This is a genomic window from uncultured Fluviicola sp., from assembly GCF_902168135.1.
Taxonomy (GTDB): domain Bacteria; phylum Bacteroidota; class Bacteroidia; order Flavobacteriales_D; family Crocinitomicaceae; genus Fluviicola.
In genome coordinates this window covers 96,718-117,127 of the sequence record NZ_CABHOL010000018.1, presented here as the reverse complement: position 1 = coordinate 117,127, position 20,410 = coordinate 96,718, and the positions used below count along the sequence as shown (strand labels likewise).

Annotated in this window: 17 protein-coding genes and 1 pseudogene; 7 read left to right on the top strand and 11 right to left on the bottom strand. The window is 41.2% G+C overall.

All coding sequences use genetic code 11. The features are described 5' to 3' along the window. The 9 genes and pseudogenes from QZT69_RS07165 to QZT69_RS07125 form a co-directional block, all read right to left on the bottom strand. Positions 1-132 (bottom strand): 30S ribosomal protein THX (locus QZT69_RS07165; protein WP_294672331.1); only part of this gene is annotated, 132 nt, incomplete at its 3' end. A 155-nt stretch (positions 133-287) separates the two neighbouring features. Next, positions 288-965: an RNA methyltransferase gene (locus QZT69_RS07160; protein ID WP_294672325.1), complete on the bottom strand. Its 678-nt coding sequence runs from the start codon at positions 963-965 to the stop codon at positions 288-290. A gap of 372 nt (positions 966-1,337) precedes the next feature. Continuing rightward, positions 1,338-2,735: a serine hydrolase gene (locus tag QZT69_RS07155; RefSeq protein WP_294672323.1), complete on the bottom strand. Its 1,398-nt coding sequence runs from the start codon at positions 2,733-2,735 to the stop codon at positions 1,338-1,340. 142 nt (positions 2,736-2,877) lie between these two features. Continuing rightward, the gene (locus tag QZT69_RS07150; RefSeq protein ID WP_294672322.1) at positions 2,878-5,337 is read right to left on the bottom strand and encodes an outer membrane beta-barrel family protein; all 2,460 of its coding nucleotides are present in this window, start codon (positions 5,335-5,337) and stop codon (positions 2,878-2,880) included. A gap of 106 nt (positions 5,338-5,443) precedes the next feature. Continuing rightward, positions 5,444-6,349: an AraC family transcriptional regulator gene (locus QZT69_RS07145; protein WP_294672321.1), complete on the bottom strand. Its 906-nt coding sequence runs from the start codon at positions 6,347-6,349 to the stop codon at positions 5,444-5,446. A gap of 259 nt (positions 6,350-6,608) precedes the next feature. Continuing rightward, a pseudogene (locus tag QZT69_RS07140) lies at positions 6,609-6,884 on the bottom strand (HU family DNA-binding protein); the annotation flags it as partial. 176 nt (positions 6,885-7,060) lie between these two features. Beyond that, on the bottom strand, positions 7,061-8,014 hold the full coding sequence (gene fmt / locus QZT69_RS07135) for a methionyl-tRNA formyltransferase (RefSeq protein ID WP_294672318.1): 954 nt from the start codon (positions 8,012-8,014) through the stop codon (positions 7,061-7,063). Beyond that, the gene (locus QZT69_RS07130) at positions 8,007-9,344 is read right to left on the bottom strand and encodes an MATE family efflux transporter (RefSeq protein WP_294672315.1); all 1,338 of its coding nucleotides are present in this window, start codon (positions 9,342-9,344) and stop codon (positions 8,007-8,009) included. Before QZT69_RS07130 ends, fmt begins: the two co-directional genes overlap by 8 nt. Then, complete coding sequence (locus QZT69_RS07125; protein ID WP_294672312.1) at positions 9,344-10,513, bottom strand: class I SAM-dependent rRNA methyltransferase; 1,170 nt, start codon at positions 10,511-10,513, stop codon at positions 9,344-9,346. The genes QZT69_RS07130 and QZT69_RS07125 overlap by 1 nt, the downstream gene beginning before the upstream one ends. A 187-nt stretch (positions 10,514-10,700) precedes the next feature. Between QZT69_RS07125 and QZT69_RS07120 the strand changes: the two genes are divergently transcribed. The 5 genes from QZT69_RS07120 to QZT69_RS07100 all read left to right on the top strand — a co-directional run bounded on the left by QZT69_RS07120 (position 10,701) and on the right by QZT69_RS07100 (position 14,565). Further along, a complete protein-coding gene (locus QZT69_RS07120) occupies positions 10,701-11,120 on the top strand; it encodes a hypothetical protein (RefSeq protein WP_294672309.1) in 420 nt (139 codons plus the stop codon). Then, the gene (locus QZT69_RS07115) at positions 11,120-12,058 is read left to right on the top strand and encodes an ABC transporter ATP-binding protein (protein ID WP_294672306.1); all 939 of its coding nucleotides are present in this window, start codon (positions 11,120-11,122) and stop codon (positions 12,056-12,058) included. The genes QZT69_RS07120 and QZT69_RS07115 overlap by 1 nt, the downstream gene beginning before the upstream one ends. After that, positions 12,027-12,962: a YihY/virulence factor BrkB family protein gene (locus tag QZT69_RS07110; RefSeq protein ID WP_294672303.1), complete on the top strand. Its 936-nt coding sequence runs from the start codon at positions 12,027-12,029 to the stop codon at positions 12,960-12,962. Before QZT69_RS07115 ends, QZT69_RS07110 begins: the two co-directional genes overlap by 32 nt. Positions 12,963-12,980: 18 nt before the next feature. After that, entirely contained in the window at positions 12,981-13,676 is a 696-nt protein-coding gene (locus QZT69_RS07105) for a hypothetical protein (protein WP_294672300.1), read from the top strand. A 67-nt stretch (positions 13,677-13,743) separates the two neighbouring features. Then, on the top strand, positions 13,744-14,565 hold the full coding sequence (locus QZT69_RS07100) for a helix-turn-helix transcriptional regulator (RefSeq protein WP_294672297.1): 822 nt from the start codon (positions 13,744-13,746) through the stop codon (positions 14,563-14,565). Here the strand turns inward: QZT69_RS07100 and QZT69_RS07095 are convergent. Continuing rightward, complete coding sequence (locus QZT69_RS07095; protein WP_294672295.1) at positions 14,534-16,426, bottom strand: ATP-dependent DNA helicase RecQ; 1,893 nt, start codon at positions 16,424-16,426, stop codon at positions 14,534-14,536. The genes QZT69_RS07100 and QZT69_RS07095 overlap by 32 nt on opposite strands. A gap of 12 nt (positions 16,427-16,438) precedes the next feature. Further along, entirely contained in the window at positions 16,439-17,548 is a 1,110-nt protein-coding gene (locus tag QZT69_RS07090; protein WP_294672293.1) for a hypothetical protein, read from the bottom strand. Positions 17,549-17,698: 150 nt separating this feature from the next. Here QZT69_RS07090 and QZT69_RS07085 point away from each other — a divergent pair, with 150 nt between their 5' ends. Together QZT69_RS07085 and QZT69_RS07080 are read left to right on the top strand one after the other, a co-directional pair. Beyond that, positions 17,699-18,766, top strand: a complete 1,068-nt coding sequence (locus tag QZT69_RS07085; protein ID WP_294672291.1) for a branched-chain amino acid aminotransferase — start codon at positions 17,699-17,701, stop codon at positions 18,764-18,766. Positions 18,767-18,871: 105 nt separating this feature from the next. Further along, positions 18,872-20,254: a hypothetical protein gene (locus QZT69_RS07080; RefSeq protein WP_294672288.1), complete on the top strand. Its 1,383-nt coding sequence runs from the start codon at positions 18,872-18,874 to the stop codon at positions 20,252-20,254. The last annotated feature ends 156 nt before the right edge of the window (positions 20,255-20,410 follow it).

The following is a 20,410-nucleotide window of genomic DNA, read 5'->3' as shown; positions in this document are numbered from 1 at the left end:
AGCCTTATCAGCTGCCGCAGATTTCTTAGCAGCAGGTTTTGCCGTTGTAGTTGCTTTTTTTCTTTTACGGGTATTACCATAGGATCCGTTTACACGTTTTCCTTTTGCCGTCTTGATATCACCTTTTCCCATAATAGTTTATTTGTTTTTAGTTCGAAAAGTCATACAAATATAACTTTCTCTTTGACTTACAGGATATAAAAAGTTTAAAAGGTTCAAAAATGTTTAAACGGTTCAAACTAATTGTTTTGAGAAGCCTCTTTGAATAATTGAATATTTTGAACACTTTAGCTGTTAGGACTTTGAAGCCGTTTTTCCAATTCTCTTCTGACTACATCTCCATTGCGCATATAGCGCTGACACCATTTCAATTTAATATCTGTTTGATCTTCTTCATTTAGTTTCCAGTTGATATCTGATTCGATCAATCGCTGTCTCAAAGCCTGTAAAGTAAGTGCCACTGAAACGGAGACATTGAAACTTTCTGTGAAACCAACCATTGGGATAGAGACTTTGTAATCGGCAATTTCACGGATTTCATCTGAAATCCCCTCCCATTCCGTTCCGAAGGAAAGAGCAACCGGCTGATCAAGGGGTAAATCGAAAATGGAAAGTTCTGCGTCCGGTGTAAGGGCTGCGATCTTATATCCCTGTGATTTCAATTTCGAAACAGCATCCAGCAATGGAGTAGGACCTTCATTATAATTGAAAAGGTCGACCCATCTTCCTGCACCACGGGCAATATCACGCTGTACTTTGTACTGGTTTTTGCTTTCAACGACATGCAATTCCTGTATCCCGAAACAGTCGCAGCTTCTAAGTACCGCACTGGCGTTGTGTTCCTGGAAAATTTCTTCTAAAAGAACGGTTAGATAACGTGTGCGTTTGGATGCAATTTCTTCAAATAACTGACCTTTTACTTCAGGGATCAACTCGTAAAATGCGTGAAGCAATTCGTTTTTCATGCTGCAAAACTAGTGATTTTACAATGAAACTATGCGATTTAGCAATTTGAACATATCGGGATGTCATAACATTCCAATATGGCTATATTGCCTTGTTGCTATGTTGGATTCGATTCAAAGAAAAACACCCTGAACTTTTTCAAGCAGGGCGTTTTCTTCGTAAATCAAGGGTATTCTAATTGCTTTACCGGTTATTTTTCAATTCGTTGTTTCCAGGTTCGTCCGCCACAAAGCCAACGCTTGCGCAGAAGCTTGTGCCGCCGCTAAAGCTTTGGCGACATGCGGTCAGCGAAGACGCAAAGGGCCCGAATCTCTTTTTTTGCGCAATTGAAAATAAGTGTAATACACGCATAGAATCTTCTTCCTAACCAGTTACTTCAATATTTTCAATGTGTTTGTCCGACCGTTTTCTCCGGTGATTTTCACAAAATAAACTCCGGCAGGAAGTCTTTCAAGATCTTTAATTTGTGCCTGGAAATGGTATTCGTTTTGTACCAAAATCACGGTAGGATCTATCTTTCTTCCGAACGAATCTTCCAGTTCCAGAGTCACTGCATCTGAATCGGTGTTATCCCAGGAAATGGTTATTTGATCCGTAAAAGGTATCGGACCTACAGAGATATTGCTGATCTGGTTTTCCTCCAGTGAAGCTGTTTGATTATTTACATAAGTTCGCAGCAGCTCACGTACCACAGGCAGCAGTGTCCAGGAGTTTTTAGTGTTGTCGTTGGTGAAAACGGTGATACTTTGATCGAATTCCGGAAAATACCAGGAAGAAGCATGGTAAACCAGGTCACCACCGTGCCCGTAGGCTTCATAACCGAGGAAACCGCTGGTTTTATGCATTAAGCCTAATCCGTATTGTTGAATATTGCCTCCCACTGTAATGGTTGTTTTCGCTTCTGCCATCACGGAAGGTGACAGCAGATCCCCGCGCATGTATTTTCGCATCCATTTGGTACAGTCGGTTGGAGTAGAGAAGTAGCCACCTGCAGCTCCTGCTGTGGAATTTAATGAAAGATAACTCATGTAGAAATTATGAGCATCGTCCAAAATTCCGTCTCCGGTAATATCCAGCCATGCGTGCGCTATCGGTGCTGTGACAGTTTCAAAAGCAGGGATGAAAAAAGTACTTAATCCCAAAGGGTCATAGAATCGGTTGCGTAGTTCTGTATAAAACGGATTTCCGGTTGCTTCCTGAATAATCATTCCCAACAGGAAGTAGTTGGTGTTACAGTATGACCACGAAGCTCCGGGTTGAAAAATCGGTGGTGAAATAAACCGGTCTATCAGCTCTTCAGGTGTCCAGATTCGCGACATGTCAGCTAAAAGCGAATCCTGGTGGTGCGGGTGACTTAATACGTCATAAAGCCCGCTTGTGTGGTTCAACAACTGCCGGATCGTAATAGTTGTATCAATGTATGGCATTGTCGGTAGCCATTCGTACAGGCTGTCATCCAGATTCAATGTGCCCTCATCCGCCAACTGCAAAATACAGGCTGAAGTGATGGTTTTGGCGACACTTCCAATTAAATACGCGTCATTGGAGGTTACGTCTTCTGAAACAGAAGACGTTCCGACAGCATGAGCCCAGACGGAACCATCAGAAACCTGGATGGCTGCACTCAACGATTTTGCACCGAGAACTGTTTTCATACTATCGAGCGTATGCTGCAGCTCGCTATCCAAACCGGCTGATATTTGAGCTTTTCCTGAATTCGGAGCTATAAGCAGCGGCATTAAAAAAACAAGCAGGTAGTATATTCTCATAAACTGATTTTAAAAATTATGAGATAAAACTACGCAGGTCGTAGCAGAACTATTTGTCGAAAACTGCTAATTTGAAATGATCAATAAAGTAGGGACGAAAAATTTTTCACCCCTACTTGGAATCTTAATTCTTTCAAAAGAATTAATTCGCATTAACCCGCTGCTTCTCCGAATCGGAAGCTCCTGACTGACGTGCATTCAATGCTTTTCCTTTGCTGAAGCGGTAAGAGAAGTTCACTGTTAAAACCCGTGTATCCAGTTTACTCAGCCAGTTTGCTTTTGAATTTGCAATGTTGCGAATGTCTCCGCCCGGTTGATTCGTGTAAAGGATATCGGATAGGTTCAGTTTAACGGAACCCTGTTCTTTCAGAATTTTGTAAGCCAGCCCAACCCGGATGGAACCAACAGGAATTGTCAGAAATTGACCGGACAAAATACGTGTTTGGTAGAATCCTGCAAGGTCTGCAGAGAATTTTTGGGTGATTGTAAAGCGGAATGCAGGGCCAACGTACCAATACCATCTGTTACCCACCAATGGCTGATCATAAATCACCGTGTTATTACCGATATTTTTCAACTCGGAATAGTACTGGACATTCCACCATTTGGTTAGATTAAACTCTCCGCTGGCGCTTATTCCATAGGTTGTTTGGTTCCCGTAATTTCCGGGGCGGCTGTAATAAATGTTGTTTACCTGTTCGTTGGTCTCATTAATGAGGTTATGAACGAGGCTGTAATCAAGGGTTATGGAAAGTACGTTTTTATACGAGTATGTAATGTCGAAATTGTATGAAAATGTCGGTTTTAAATAAGGATTTCCGGCGTAGTAAGTATATGCGTCCATCGGGTAAGTGAAGGGGTTCATATCCTGGTAGTTGGGGTAATCAATTCTTCTGCCGAAAGACATGTTGAACTGGTGGTATTTCAAGCTGTCCGGACTGTAAGAAAAATAAGCCGTAGGAAACAAACTATTGTACATGCGCTTAAAGCTGGAATCACTGACCAAAGCATTTCCCAATTGGTTCCCGTTCATTTGTATGCTTTCAAAACGCACCCCCAGCTGCATACCGAACTTTCCCCATTCCTGAGCATAATTCGCATAAGCTGCGTTGTTATTTTCCTTATAGAGGAAACGGTTTGAAAAGGTGTAATTCGGAGTTTGGGTACCATTTGCGTCTACATCGTAAAAATCTGCTGTGTTATCCGTGTTTACAAAAGCGGTCTTGATCCCGAATTCCAATCTGTTATTGCTTTTTAAAGGATTTGTATAATCTACTTTCGCGGTTTTGATGGCTATGTCAGCAGGCAGTGAAGAATACAAGTTCAGGTTGCTGACAGGAGTTCCGTCCGGAGTTCTGACCTGGTTGTCCAGTGTTTGGTCCTGGTTCGACGTGTATCTGATATAATCCGCATTAACAGCAAGTTCTTTTCCCAAACTGTCTATTTTCAGGGTGTAGTTCACATTCGCACTTCCGTTGTACCAGCTATTTTCAGCCATCGTATAGGCGGAAACCAAAGCTGAAGTCGAATTGTCTGCCGCTAAAATGGAAGCATGGCTGTCGTGACTGGTTTTGGAAGGATTGTAAAATCCTGAAAACACAACGCCAATTGTTGACTTCTTACCTGCGTACCAATCCATCCCGATCTTAGCGGACCTTCCACCATGTTCCCTTTTGATATAAGAATTCTGTAAAAAAGAAGAGCTTGTCTGACCATCCGGGGTGAAGTAATAACGATTGATATCCAGGTCCTGGTATGAATTGTTTTGGCTCCAGCCCAGAGTTGAAAAGAGATTGATCTTGCTGACACGGTAATTGAAATTGAAGCTGTTATTGGTGCGGTAATACCTTCCCTGGCCGTAGCTCAGGGTAATTCCACCGTTAAATCCTTTTTCCTTCAGTTTTTTCAAAATGATATTGATGATCCCGGCATTCCCGGAAGCATCGTACCTGGCAGGCGGATTAGTCATGATCTCAATGGAAGCAACCATGTTTGAAGGCAATGAGCGCAAATAGCCGGCAAGATCTTCCTGCGACATATATGTAGGTTTGTTATCTATGAAAACCTGTACTCCGGCTTTTCCTTTTAAAGAAATATTCCCGTTCATATCTACCGTAATCCCTGGGGCTTTTTCCAGGAGGTCAAGGACTGTTGTTCCGGAACCTCCGACAAGTGCATCAGGGTTTACAACAACGCGGTCAATTTTACGTTCTATAAATGGTTTTTTAACGGTGATAACGACGTCGTCTAGCGCGGTAACAGGTGCACTCACTGAAATTTCAGGCAATTCGATGCGTGAAACCGTTGAATCTATCTGAAAACCGGGACTTACGTATTTCTGGTAATCTATTTGGTCGATAATGACGACAAATGTTCCCGTTTTTGAAATCTCCAGTTCAAAATTCCCCGATGAATCGCTGATTGCGGCTTTTACCAATGAAGAATCGGAAGCAAGACACAATCTTACGATCGGTGGTGATTGCGGATCAATTCCCTTGACTTTTCCTGAAACACTAATTTGCTGTGCAGATAGGTCCTGAAAAGATTGAAGTATAAAAAAAGAAAGGAATAGAATAATGGAATTGAAGTGTGTTTTGGTCATGGGTATTGAAAATAGAACTGTCTTACAAAGATGTCCTATTTCGAGAGAAGTTGCTTGTAAATTAGTACTAATTTGTGTAAAAGAGTTTATTCCGTGTTGAACGGTTTTAAAACCTGGTTGAATAATGAGTAGGAGGAATTTTGTAATGCTTCTTAAATGCTTTACTAAAGGAATAAATATCTGTAAATCCTGTTGAAATAGCCGTGTCGGAAACCGAATAGTCTGCTTTTAGTAAAAGGGCTGCATTTTTCAATCTCACGGAGAGTATGTATTGATAGGGTGTAAGGCCTATCACTTGTTTGAATAAGCGGAAGAAGTGGTACTCGGACATTCCGGCTGTATGTGCGATATTTTCAATGGTTAGTAATTCCGAATAGTTGGAATCAATGAACTCTTTTCCTCTTAAAACACGACGGCATAAATCACGTTGTGTTTCGTTTCTCACTGCTTTGATGGATTGAAGCTGCTTGAAAACCTGTACCTGGTCACTGACCAATGCCTCAGCCAGTTGGTAGAATAGTTCCTGGTTTACCAGATCATGGGTAAAGGTCTGGTTATTGATACTGTTGTTTATGTACTGAAGTTTTCGTCCCAGTTCCGTGTGTGGGGCGTGGTATTGGTTCTCCAGGAATTCTTTACTGTAAAAGAAGTTGGATAGCTCCAGGTCGGAAACAGGCGTGTCGGGAGCCTGAATGGTTGAAACAATATCTGCAATCAGCTCGTTTGAAATATTCAGGCACATGCCCTTTACATCCTTTTCGCTGTCAATAATTACGTGGCCTTCCTTGTAGCCGTTCATTAAAAGATATGAGCCGGAATGAACCGTATACGAATGGTTGTTAATGGTATAGCGCTCGATTCCGTCTCGCACAAACTTAATGGCAAAACAATGAGAGGTCATTGATCGCTCAAAATCCTTTAAGGACGACAAATTGAAGACGTTGCCGGTTTCACCGACACGCACCATCATCTGGCCGTTTTTGTAGAGAGAAGGATTGCTGAGCGTTCTCATTAATAGTATTTTCTATCAGCCAATGTATCTAAAAATGACTAAGATCGAAAGTGAATGAATGGGCTATCTCCTGAAGTGTATAGATCGGTGACCCAAATGCAGTAAATAAGGATTTAACCACTTTTTGTGAAAAAAATTAAAGAAGCATACAAAAATTAAAACTCATTTCTATGTGCTCTATGTGGTTTATTCTCGAGCAAAAAAAATCCCCCTCACGGCTAAGCCGAGAAGAGGACCTTTTCTCTAAAGAATATCGTTCTTAGTTAACCGCTCCGGATAACTCAGCACCAGCTTTGAAACGTACTACGTTCTTAGCTGCGATTTTGATTTCTTTTCCTGTTTGTGGGTTACGACCAGTTCTAGCCTCACGCTTAGAAACTGAGAAAGATCCGAATCCTACCAAAGAAATACGGTCTCCTTTTTTCAATGCTCCAGCTGTAGCACCTACAAATGCATCCAATGCTTTTTTAGCATCAGCTTTAGACAATCCTGCTTCAGAAGCAATCGCATCAATTAATTCTGCTTTGTTCATAGTTTGGTTTTTTTTGAATGATTTCTAATAATTAACACAACAAAAATATATGAATATGCTTCTCTACCAAGACCAAACACTAAAAAGCGCCGATTTTGTTGATAAATAAACGCATTTGTTGATAAGCACCCCTGTTTTTAGGGGTTTTCAGACGAATTTGGGCTTTTCCACGATGAAATTTAGTTCAAAGGAATGGTCCAATCGGATGGATTATTTCCCACCAACCACTCTTTTGAGGTCATTTTCTTCTTTCCTTCCACCTGGAATTCCAAAATTTCGAGTTGTTTTTGGTTGGTATCAACAAATAACCGGGTCTTTGTCGATGATAAACCAATCGACCCGTTTCCTTTTTGTTCCGTAATCCGCGTTTTAAAAACCTTCACATTCTTCAGTTCTCCTTTTGAGTTTTTCCAGGTTGTCCAGGCTGACGGATACGGATTCAATCCTCTCACCAGGTTGTGGATCGCTGCAGGATTTGCATTCCAGTCTATTTGAGTATTCTCCTTGAACAATTTCGGAGCCGGACGCATATTTGTTCCCAACTCGGATTGCGGGATAGGATTTACTTCATTGGCCGCAATGCGGTTAAGGGTATCTACAACTAAACTTCCGCCTGTTTCGATCATCCGGTCGTGCAGTTCTCCGGCGCTTTCGTCTTCGGAGATCATCATTTCTGTTTGACCGATCACATTTCCGGTGTCAATTGCTTCGTCAATGAAGAATGTACTTACTCCTGTTTTGCTGTCTCCGTTAATAATGGCCCAATTGATCGGAGCAGCTCCGCGGTAATCGGGAAGCAGGGATGCATGCAGGTTAAATGTTCCGAGTTTCGGCATTTTCCAAACTTCAGTCGGAAGCATACGGAAAGCAACTACTACAAAAACATCTGCATTTAAAGCGGCTAACTGATCCAGGAATTCGGGATCTTTCAATTTTACAGGTTGAAGGACCGGAATTTTGTGTTCAAGGGCAAATTGTTTCACCGGGCTCTCATGCATGATTTGGCCTCTTCCTGCCGGTTTGTCTGCAACGGTTACGATTCCTGCTAAATTCAATCCCGCAGCTTGAATAGCTTCCAGGATTCCAACTGAAAAATGGGGGGTACCCATGAAAACGATGCGTAAATTATTCATAAGCAATTTTATTTGTAGTTCGATTGATCCATTTCAGGTACATAAAGGAAGTGAATCCCATCGTGATAAAATAAACGTATTCGACCAGCCAAACCCATTGAACAGGCCAGTTCCAGACTTTAATAAAAAGGTAAGCGAAAAGAATGTATAAAGTGGTTGCCAGGCATTCCACTAAAAAAGTTGTCCGTGTTTTCCCGATTCCGCTGATGGTTTGGAAATAAACGCTCCCCAAACCGTAAATGAATATAGAACCGCTGACTATGCGGAGGATTTGCGCGCTTTTAGCTACATGTTCCGGGTGTTCCGAAACCAAACGGATCAATGTCTCCGGGTAAAAGATGGAGCCGTGGAATGTCAGCACCAGGAAACAAACTGTCAGGAGTTGGATTCTCCGCTGTATGACAGGGATTTTGTCGAATTCTTTCGCTCCGAAATATTGTGCGATATATGTTTTGGTAGCAGCCGCAAATCCCCAAATTGGAATAAAAGCCAGGAAATAGATGTAGCGGATGTTTAAGGATACTGTCAGATTGTCTCCGCCCATTTGTTCGATCCAGATAAAGAAAATAGTCCAAATGGAAAGTGCCACAATTCCCTGAAACAATAAGGGGATACCTATTTTGAGGTTTTCCTTCACTTGCAATTTGCTGATGAAGTTCTCTTTCCAGACAGGATACTGATTCTTCAGTTTTCCTCCGATCAAAGTAGCGAGCAGGAACAGCATTGCTAAAAATTCAGCACCGGTAGAAGCTATTGCCGCACCTTCCAGCCCTAAACGGGGAAATGGTCCGACACCAAATACCAGTAGGTAGTCCAGCACAATGTTTGAAAGCGCTGCAATCAATGAGGTGATCAGTACAAGGGAGGTTTTTCCTACTGCCAGGTAAGAAGCCTGAATACTGATGGTAATAGTAGCTGCCCAGAATGAATAACTTCGAATTTCCAAAAAAGATTGTTCGGCTTTTGCCAGTTCGCTGTTTGTGACCAGGTAATTCATCAGTGCCGGCATGCCAAGCTGGACCAGCAACGTCAAGATTATAGCTGCGATAAAAAGGATTACAAAGTTTGACTGGAAAACTGCAGCAAATCCTCTTTCATTCTTTTCGCCTACTTTTTGGGCCATAGCAATTTGTGCTCCATCACCAAGCCCGATGAAAACCATGTACATGGTAATATACCACAATCCGGCACTTCCGGATGCATCATAAGCCAATTTACTGAAACGGCTTAAGAAAGCAGCGTCAGTTATGGAAATAACGGATTGAATGAATCCGCTGAGCATCATTGGAAGAGCAACTGTTAAAATGCTCTTATAGCGTATATCCAGCATCAGATGATCTGTAAAAGCAGCCCTTTTAAATATTCCCCTTCCGGGTGAAATGCATTAATCGGGTGATCTGCCGGTTGGTGCAATTGTTCCAGGATCTTAACAGTCCTTCCGGATTCAATAGCTGCGGCAATGATCGTATTGGTAAATAATTGTTTGTCAACTACCTGCGAACAACTGTAAGTCATAAGCAGTCCTCCGGGACGAATGTGCTGAATGGCCATTGCATTCAAACGTTTGTACCCTTGTACTGCCTGGTGTCTTTTATCCCGGTGTTTCGCAAACGCAGGCGGATCCAGGATAATAATGTCGTATTCTTCCCCGGTTTCACGGATAAAGTTCATGGCGTCCGCAACAATGGATTGATGGTTTTTAAAGCCGTTCAATTCAATATTTGCATCTGTCAGTTCAATGGCTTTTTTGGAGCTGTCCAGTGAATGAACTTCTTTTGCACCTTCTTTTAAAGCTGCTAAACTAAATCCGCCCGAGTAACAAAAAGTATTCAGAATTTTGCATCCTTCAGCATATTTGGCCAGTAACGCACGGTTTTCACGCTGATCGATGAAAAAACCTGTTTTTTGGCCGGTAATCCAGTCTAATTGATATTTCACACCGTTTTCCAGGGCTATATGCGGAGTTTCACAAGTTCCGTACAAATAACCATCTTCTACAGGAATTCTTCCCGGAAGTGTTTCTTTGGATTTGTTGTAAATGGCTGTCAGATCAGTTCCCAAAGCATGGACCAATGCATTCTTGATCAAATCGATCTGAAGGTACATACCCAAACTGTGGCATTGGATAACAGCCACTCCGCCGTAATAATCGATAACCAATCCGGGAAGTTCGTCTCCTTCGCCGTGGACCAATCTGCAGATGGAGTTATCTTCTCTGAACAAATGCAGTTTCTTGCGTAGTTCCACAGCATCGGAAATGCGCTTATTGAAAAAATCCTGGTCGATCAATTCCTTGTTGAAAGTGAGGATTCGGACAGCAATGGAGCCATGCTGGAAATGCCCTTTCGCAATTTCATTGTTTCGCGAGTCCAACACAGCAACCACTTCACCATCTTCTATAGATTTCGGCATCTCTTTCAAAGCGCCCGAAAAAATCCACGGATGTCTGCGTTCCATAGATTGCGTTTTGTGAGGAAGTAATTGAACACTGGAGTACATAACAAGAAATTTTGTGCAAAGATAGTTTTAAAAATTACCAATTAAAGAATTACTAATTACTAATTGAGTGACTGTTTGGGGGGCAGGTTCGATGGTTAAGGAATTTATCATTTAATTTGGAATTCGTAATTGGTAATTCGCAATTCAATAATTAAGTATCTTTGTTTCTGATCTCATAAAAAGTAAAATGTCGTACTCAATTCAAGTATTTCTAAAAAACAATTCTTTTTCGGAAGAATATGCTCAGGAAAAGCATGAAGGAAAAGATTCCCCAGAAAATATCCGCTACGAATGGGAGGATGAGTTCCGTTTGACTGATTCTTCGGATGTGCTGGAGATTGTTCGTGACCAGCCTTTTGTTTTGGCTGGAGAAATTGGGGAAGGGAAGGCTTTTCATTATGAGATCCAGGATGTGATCCAATTTATCTTTCACGGAGAGAAAGGAGCCACACCTATCGTGTTTTCTGAAAAATGCCTGGATGAGTACATTATCGACCACGATCATCAAAAACTGAAGGTTTACCTGAACGATGACGAAGTGGTAGAAAATCCGGTTCCCGGAGTTTACATTGTATTAAGTGCATTTCCAAAGGAATTACGTAATTAATGCTTTCGATACAGCAGGTCCATTTTGCATACAACGAACAGAAGAAGATTCTGAATGGAATCTCTATCGATCTGCAGCCCGGTGAAGTCTTCGGGATTGTGGGAGCGAGCGGTGGCGGAAAATCAACACTTTTAAAGATTACAGCAGGTCTTTTGGATGCTTCCAAAGGAAATGTATACTGGAACGGTGAGCGTGTTCCTGGTCCGTCCGAACGCTTGATTCCGGGACATCCTGAGATTCAATTGGTCAACCAGGATTTTAACCTGGACCTTTTTCATACGGTAAGGGAAAATATTCGTGTGAAGATCCTGCATCTGCATGAAAAGGATCGCGAACGTTTTTGTGATGAATTACTGGATTTGGTTGAATTGAATGAACAAGCAACCCAGCAGGCGCGTTATTTGTCGGGCGGAGAGCAGCAGCGGTTAGCTATTGCACGTGCGCTTGCTTTGGAATCGGAAGTATTGCTGCTGGATGAACCTTTTTCTCATCTGGACGCGCATTTAAGGCTGAAGATCGGTGCATATATCAAACAACTGGTAGAAATCCGCAATACGCTTTGTATCTTGGTTTCCCATGAAGGCGATGAAGTGATGCAGTGGTGCGGAAGGATCGCTTTTTTGAATAAGGGGAAATTCAGTCGTGTAGATACCCCGAAAGCCTTTTATTTCAATCCTTCCAGTTTCGATGAAGGGACTTATTTCGGAGAATTAAATGAACTGAAAGCAGGGAAAACTAAAATATTATTTCGACCTTGTGAGTATAAAGTTGTCAAAAATGGTGGTTTTGAAGTGGAGTTTACAGATGCAGTGTTCTTTGGTGCATACTGGAAATCTTTTTTCAGGACTACTGATAAACAGACAATTGTACTACATGCAGACAAATCGCTTAAAAAAGTAAAACGCATTGAGCTCAAAAGCAAGAATACCAAAGCTTAACTGGAGAGAGGTTCTTCACCTGTTCAAACGGACGTTCCTGGAATTCTTCCAGGAGAATTCTTTTTTTCACGGTGCAGCACTTGCATACTATGCGGTTTTTGCCATTATCCCGATCATTTACCTGGCTGTTATCAGTTTCGGAAAGATCATGGGACAAGACGAAATCCTGCGTTTGATTAAAGTATTACTTGAAGAGCAGGTGGGATTAAAAGACAGCTCCGGTATTTTGGCCTTTTTATCGGATGTACATTTTGAAAAAAGCAGTGTCGTGCTGAATATCATCGGGATCGTTGCGTTGATGTTCTCAAGTTCCGCATTAATCTCATCGCTTCGTATGAGTATTAATGAATTCTATGATATCCATGTAAAGATTGATGACCGTAAAATAAAGATCTTTTACACGGTTCTCACGAAACTGATTTCTGTTTTCATGCTGGCGGTTTTTGGTGTTTCTATCGTATTGCTTTATACGGCGGAAACTATTTTCTTATCGGTCAGCGGTGAGCTTTTCAGCTTACTTCATATGCAGTCGAAATGGGGTATGGAAGTTGTCGGTCAGCTGGTTTCGGTAGGAATCAATACGCTTTTGTTTGCGTTGGTCTATAAATTCCTGCACGATGGAAAAGTCCAGTGGAAGCTTGCTCTTTCCGGTGGTTTGCTTACTGCTTGCCTGCTGCATGTGGGACAAATCGGACTGAAATTTTACCTGACTAATTTCTTTTTCGGCAGCCAGATGGGAATTGCGGGAACTTTATTGATCTTCCTGGCATGGATGTACTACACTTCCCAGATTATTTTCCTGGGAGCGAAATTCGTGAAGGTTTATTCGGAATTAATTGGGAGGCCGATCGTCTTCGAAGTACATAAACTGCTTCAGCATATGCAGCAGCGGAGGAAAGGGTGAACAATTAACTGTCTAACCATGAAATTTTCGGGAACATCACTTTTTAAATCGGTTTCAATTGTTTTGGCAATGAACTTGCTAACGGCTTGCCCAAGTCCCGCAAAGATTAAGAAGGCACTTGAAATGAACGAAAAGCTGGAGTTTAGGGCCAAATACGAAAAGCTTTTCAATGAGTCGGTAAATGAACAGGAATCGGATCTGTTATTTTACGATGCAATTTATTACCAATTCGGAACAGTCATTTCCCTGCATTTAAAAGATACTCTTACAAATGACAACTGGCAAGAAGATCTCATGCATTTTCAGCGAAAACTAAAACAAACAAAAACAAAGTATGGAGTAATAGATGTTTATGATCGTGGAACCCGTCATAGGTACATAGCCGGAAATTTGGAAATGTTTGAACAATCTGCCAAACTTTTCCGGGAGAATTTAATTCAAATCAAGCAGGGTAGAATAGAAGACCTCTACGAGACAATGGGAGAAACCGCTCTGAGTTATGAGACAATTAAAGAATTGCTGGATTATGTCAAAGTGACAAAATTCGACGATACAAGATTGATCGCTTACCCGTCCGATGATATTTTTGGAAACAATCGGGTAGCTTTTTGTCTGAAAGTTAATTCGAAGATAAGCCTTTATTTCTCGTATATATCAAGAGAATCAGAGGGCTTGGTACTGCGCTCAATTGATTTGAATAATTATTCTTTTTGAATAAAAAATACACAGCTCTATTGTTAGATTAAAAAATAATCATATATTTGATTAAAATTTGATCACCATGAAGTTAGGGAACAATTTAAAACTGATTCGCAAAAGCAAGAAAAAATCACAGGAAGAAGTAGCATCTGATTTGGGGTTGACACGCAGCAGTTATTCCGGTTATGAAAATGAAATTGCAGAACCCGGAATTGATACACTGATTGCTTTAAGCCAGTATTATGCTGTTCCGATCGACGATTTGCTCACCAAAGATTTTTCCACGTTTACAGAAAGCGACTGGACAACCATCAGTTCCGGTCTGTATGCTGATATCAACGGAAAGAATTTACGCGTTTTAACGTCGCTTGTTGATGCAGATGACAATGAAATGATCGAATTGATCCCGCAGCAGGCGAGAGCAGGTTACACAACAGGTTATGCAGATCCGGATTATCTGAAAGTACTTCCGACATTCAGTCTGCCGTTCTTGTCTAAAAACCGCAAATACCGTTCGTTTCCGATCATGGGAGATTCCATGCCTCCGGTAGATGAAGGCTCTTTTGTAGTAGCTGAATACATTCAGAATTGGGGAAGCATCCGAAACGGTACCCCATGTATCGTAGTGACAAAAGATGACGGGATTGTTTTCAAAATCGTCAACAACTTTATCGAAACACAACAGTCGTTTGAATTGTGCTCTACAAATCCTTTATACCTGCCTTATTATGTGAATGTGAACGATATCGTGGAAATGTGGAAATTCGTCAATTATATTTCTCCAAGCCTTCCGGAAATGCGTATCGATGATTCAACACTCACAAAGAGTATTCAGGAATTACAGCGCGAGATTATTGATTTAAAAAGAACAGTTACCGGGGAAGGGAAAAACGTTGTTCACTAAAAGTAATCCGTTCTTCGTTAATCAATTCTTTGAGAGTTGTCTTGATTTTTGCAGAATAAGAAGTGTCAAACCTGGCGATAATTTCAGCCAAAGTCATGGCATTACCTTCTAATAATGCGATCAATTCCAGTTCAAGTCGCGGATGCTTTTCCAGTAAACGCTGTTCCAGGCAGTAGTCACACTTACCACAGGGATTACTTTTCTGTCCGAAATAGGAAATAATGAATTGTGGCCGGCAGTGCCTCTCTTCAACAAAACGTTTCATGACGTTCATGCGTTCCAAAGCACGTTCTTTTCGGAAATGATAAACCTCCGGTTTTAATTCCACGTAATCATCCGGAAAACGTTCGTGCAGGAAAGTCACCATCGGGAGATCCGTGCGCCACGTAATGTCAATAATTCCGTGTTCCTCCAGGTAACGAAGCTGGCGCTCCAACTCACTTGCTGAAATTTTCAGCCGCTTACAGGCTTCTGTTTCATCCAATTCGCAAAAGGAATCAAAAACGTCACTATAATTCCGGCATACCCAGGTAATCAACGGGTCCAAAACCGGATTCTTTAATTGGAACCCATATAAATGCGTGTTGTCAATGCTGATCTTAATTCGCGAACCTTTTAATCCCTGTTCTGAAAACAAGATACTTCCGTTCATTTCCAAAAGCTTGAATGCAGGGTAAACTTCCTGGATATTCAGGTTAAATTTCTTAACGAAATCATTGAATTGCAATACATAAGATTCATGTTCGCCGGAACCAATCGCAATCTTTAGGTAATTACATAAGGCCCTGTAAATCAGCTTAATCTTGTCGGTGCTTGGAAATTGTGCCAATACCCGTTCCGCTATTTCGTCTATGTCGGCCGGTTCAATAAAAGCAAAAGTTCGGGATTGATTACCGTCACGTCCGGCTCTTCCTGCTTCCTGGAAATAAGATTCCGGGTTATTGGGGATTTCGTAATGAGCCACAAAACGCACGTTCGGTTTGTCGATTCCCATTCCAAAAGCGTTCGTAGCAACCATGACAGGTGTTTTTTCAGACAGCCAATCGGATAAAGCAAGACTTCTCTCTTTGGAATTCATGCCGCCATGGTACATGTTTGCCCGGATGTTCCTTGCCTGCAGATAGATCATAACGTCTTTCACACTTTTACGCGTCTGGCAGTAAATAATCCCAACATCTCCCGGATTCTTGTGAATCCATTTTGTGATAGCATCCAGCTTATTGGAAACATGATAAACTTCATAGCTGACATTCGTTCGGTCAAAAGGAGCCTCAAATACTTCCGGGTTTTTCAGGTTTAGATGGGTAATGATATCTTCCTTGACTTTTGGAGTGGCTGTGGCTGTAACAGCCATGATCGGTACTTCCGGATGGAATTCCCGCAATTTCGCAACCTCTGTATAAGCAGGTCTGAAATCGTGGCCCCATTCGGAAATACAGTGCGCTTCGTCAACTACAAACAACCCGATTTCCATTTGTTTGACCCGCTCCTGGAATAAGCGCGTTTGAATACGTTCGGGAGAAATGTATAAAAAATCAACGCCTCCGAATTTGGCATTGTCAAGCAGGATGTCAATTTCTCTAAATGAAAGACCACTGGTTAAAGCTTTTGCCCGAATTCCCCTTTTTTGAAGCTGAGTTACCTGGTCTTCCATTAAAGCAATTAAAGGAGAAACTACAATAGTGATTCCTTCACGGGCAATTCCCGGAATCTGGAAACAGATTGATTTTCCACCGCCCGTAGGCAAAAGCGCCAATACATCTTTTCCATAAATAGCAGCATCAACAATCTCTTCCTGCAGCGGACGAAACTGAGAATAGCCCCAATAATTGGAAAGAATTTCAACACTTTTGTTTGACATCGGTTTACAAAGTTAATGCTTCAACTTATTTAATTTGCTGTAGAATTCAGGTTTTATAGCTGTTTTTAGTTCTGAATAGGGAATTACAGCCCATTCAGGATCCAGGCAGGGAGCTTTGTAGTGGGGAAATGACGGAAGAAGTTTTAATCCTTCGACCGTAAAAGTGAATTCGCAATCGACAGTCCATAGTTCCTGGTTATTGTATTCACATTGCAGTTCATCATTAGGTAGTTCAGCATCAAAGTATCCGGGGTTTTCCCGGGACAAATATGTGAAAATCCGTTCTTCAAATTCAGAATCTTTCCCCTCGATCAAATAGTCGGAAGGACTTATTTTTTGATGGGTGCTTAGATCAAAATTAACCCCGTAATTCATTTCGTCAGGATGTGCACCGCCACAGTAGAATGCTGTAAAAACAGAGAAGCATATCAGGTCGTTGGAAACCGAGATATTCGAAACGCTGAAATCATAATCAGAACCATAAGCAGAGTAGGAAGCACATTCCAGGCTTGTCAGAAATTCTGAAAGCTGCAAATATTCTAAGTACAAATTAGCTTCTTTCTGTTTCTCTGCAACCATTCCCGAATCAATACGGAAAAGATGAATACCTGTGAGTAGTTCTGTGAACGGTCTGATTTTTATAGTGTTAATGATGGTGACAGGTCCGTCTTGCTTTAATTTAAAAAGTCCTATTTTCACTTTTTTCAGATCACTCAAATCAGCTGCCTCCTTTTTGAAATAGGGATTAGCACATTTCGGGCTGCTCGTTTCTTTTGCAGTCAGCGGTATCAGCTTTAGAGAACTTGTTTTTCCCTTATAAGTCCATGTTCCCTCAATGAGTTTACCGGGCCATTTAAACTTAAAAACCTCAGGATCTTCAGCATATTCGCCATAAACATCTTTGGAAGTCAGTGTAATTAATCCGGATTTATGACTGCCGGATAATGAAATGTCAACCAGTTTGTTTTTATAAAAGTAATACCCTTCGACTGAGGCTCCATCAATCGTGAATTCCAGGTATATGGGATATTTCCCGATATTCCCGCTAAAGGAATGCGTCTGTCCGAAAACACGAACGGAAGAAACGAGAACCAGGCAAAAGCAAAGAAGTAGTTTTCTCATTGAATGGTTTTTCAATGAAAGTGTTGTAAGTCCTGGCATTTTAATTTGGTTATATTAAGAATATATGTTGCTGCAAATATTGGAATTACTTCTGGGATGTGCATGGAATCGTCAACTAATTTAGGTATATTCGCATAACTATTAGTCGTTATGATATTACAAGACAATATTAAAGTTACTCTTACTAAAGAGTCTAAACTAAATGCTGTTGATTGGAATAACTTGCCGTTTGGTAGAGTTTTCTCCGATCACATGCTGATCATGGATTACAAAGATGGGGCATGGCAGGATCCTGAGATTATTCCATTTGGACCGCTTTCCATGCACCCTGCTACGTCTGTTATCCATTACGGGCAGTCAATTTTTGAAGGATTGAAAGCTTACAGAATGGACGGTGGTGAAGTGGCCATCTTCAGACCGGATATGAACGCAAAAAGATTCGAAGAATCTTGTGAGCGCATGTGCATGCCTGTTATTCCTGAAGATGTATTCGTTGAACTGACGCGCAAATTCGTTGAGATTGAAAGTAATTGGATACCGAATAAGGAAGGATACTCATTGTATTTGAGACCTTTTTTGTTTGGGACTGACGAATATATCGGTATCCGTCCTTCTGATACGTATCGCTTTGTAATTTTTGCATGTCCGGTTGGGGCTTATTATAATGAGCCCGTGAATGTGAAAATTGAAGAGTTCTACACAAGAGCATCAGCTGGCGGGGTGGGAAGAGCAAAAACAGCAGGGAATTATGCTGCTGCTTTGTATCCTGCTAAATTGGGTCAAATGAAAGGATACCATCAGTTGGTTTGGACGGATGGAAAAACACACGAGTACATCGAAGAATCAGGAACAATGAATGTCATGTTCGTGATCGACGGAAAATTGATTACTCCGTCTGAAGAAAGTGATACTATCCTTAGAGGTATTACCAAGCGTTCGGTGATAGAAGTTGCAAAGTTATGGGGAATGCCTGTAGAAGAGCGTAAAGTTTCAGTTGCAGAAGTTGTGCAGGCCCATAAAGAAGGTCGTTTGACAGAAGCATTTGGAGCAGGAACTGCAGCAACCATTGCGCATATTGCTAAAATCGGTTACAGGGATGAAGATTTGATCCTTCCTCCGGTTGAGACACGTACTTTCTCATTGAAGGTACATGCTTATCTGGATGATCTCAAATCAGGAAAAATTGAAGACAGCTTTGGCTGGCTTTTGAAATTGTAATGTTATTATCAGGTAATAATACAGGTGGGTACGTGATTAATCACGTACCCACTATTTTTTTATGGAAAATGGGATAACCCTGCATCTCTAGAGAAATTAACAGTCATGAAGTCGATAACATACCTTGCTTTTCTGCTCTTAATCTCATCAACCGCATTTAGTCAAACAACCACGGTTCGGATCATCACCAAAGACCGAAGTAACGGGGATCCTGTTTCAAGGGCATATATTCGGCAATACCAGGGAGATTCATTGGTTGGGTCTCAGTATACTTCTTTAAAAGGGACCGCGTATTTCCGTGTTTCAACCAGGGAAATAACCCGTTTTGAACTGGAACATATTGCATTCAACCTGCTTGAGGAAATTCCTGCAAAAGTGTTCCCTGGAAAACCATCTGACACGCTAACTATCCAGGCCCGCATGTATTATTCCAAAGAACGTTTAATAGATGAAGTGGTTGTGAAACCGATAGGAGTTCCGGATACGGTTTTCGAGTCGACACGTGTTTCTGTAAACGATTTTGAGTTTTTGCCGGACAATAACCTGCTATTGTTAACCTATCCGAAAAATTTGAAGAAAGGAACAGAATTGGTTCTTTACGACGGATCTAATCTGCTGGGAGAAATTCCATTACCCGAAAAAGGGGAGGAGCTGATCCGCGATTACAGGGGGAATCCTCATGTGCTGACAGAGAAAAATGTTTACGGAATCCTTCAAAAAAACCGGCAGATCCAAATAGCGCAAATCGAAAAAGAATACTACATGACTTATATTGCCCCGATTGTAGATACAGCTTTTACGAAATATTATTTTTCAAATTTCAATCCGAATTATCCGGCCTTTGATTATTTTACTTTTGATATTGTTGATTCAAGCTACCGCAAAATCGCTAAAGTACAGGATGATCTGATGATGGAACTTTACCGTTCTGAATTTAAATGGGTAGATGTCCGGACAAAATTGTGGGCTAAGGAAAAAGAAAACGAAACAGGAGTTGATAAAGAGGTTTGGGTTGGGATGTACTATTTCACCAACTCCATTTACTACAAAGAACTTTACGCACCGATTTTTGAGCGAAACGATTCGGTTTTCCTGTTCGACCATTACAAGAATTTGTTTTTCAAATATTCTTACCAGGGAGATCTTATTGACAGCATCCCGATCTATTATCATTTGCAGCCGAAAGAGAACGGGTGGAAGAAGCATTTGATACAGGATTATGAAACAGGGGAAATATATATTCACTACGAACTTGCAGGAAAAGCACAGTTGCGGCATTTTGATACAAATACGGGGAAATTGAGTCTTCCGGTTGAATTACGGTTTAAATACCCGGAGAATATCCAGATTAAGGGAAACAGTGTCTATTACATCTATCGTCCATTCGAATCGACACAGAAAAAGTATCTATACCGCGAAAGATTACCCTTCGAATATAAGAATCAAAAAACGAATAAAGGAACACTGGTGGAGTTGGCAAAGCCCTAAAAGCGTAAATGGAGCTAAGACGGGCGTCCTAACTCCATTCACTAATCAACCTAACCTAACCACCTAAATCATAACAAATATACAACAAGTAATTTGAAATGCAACTGATCAGGTGAAAAAAAACAGATAAAAAATCATTAAAAAATATAAATAACT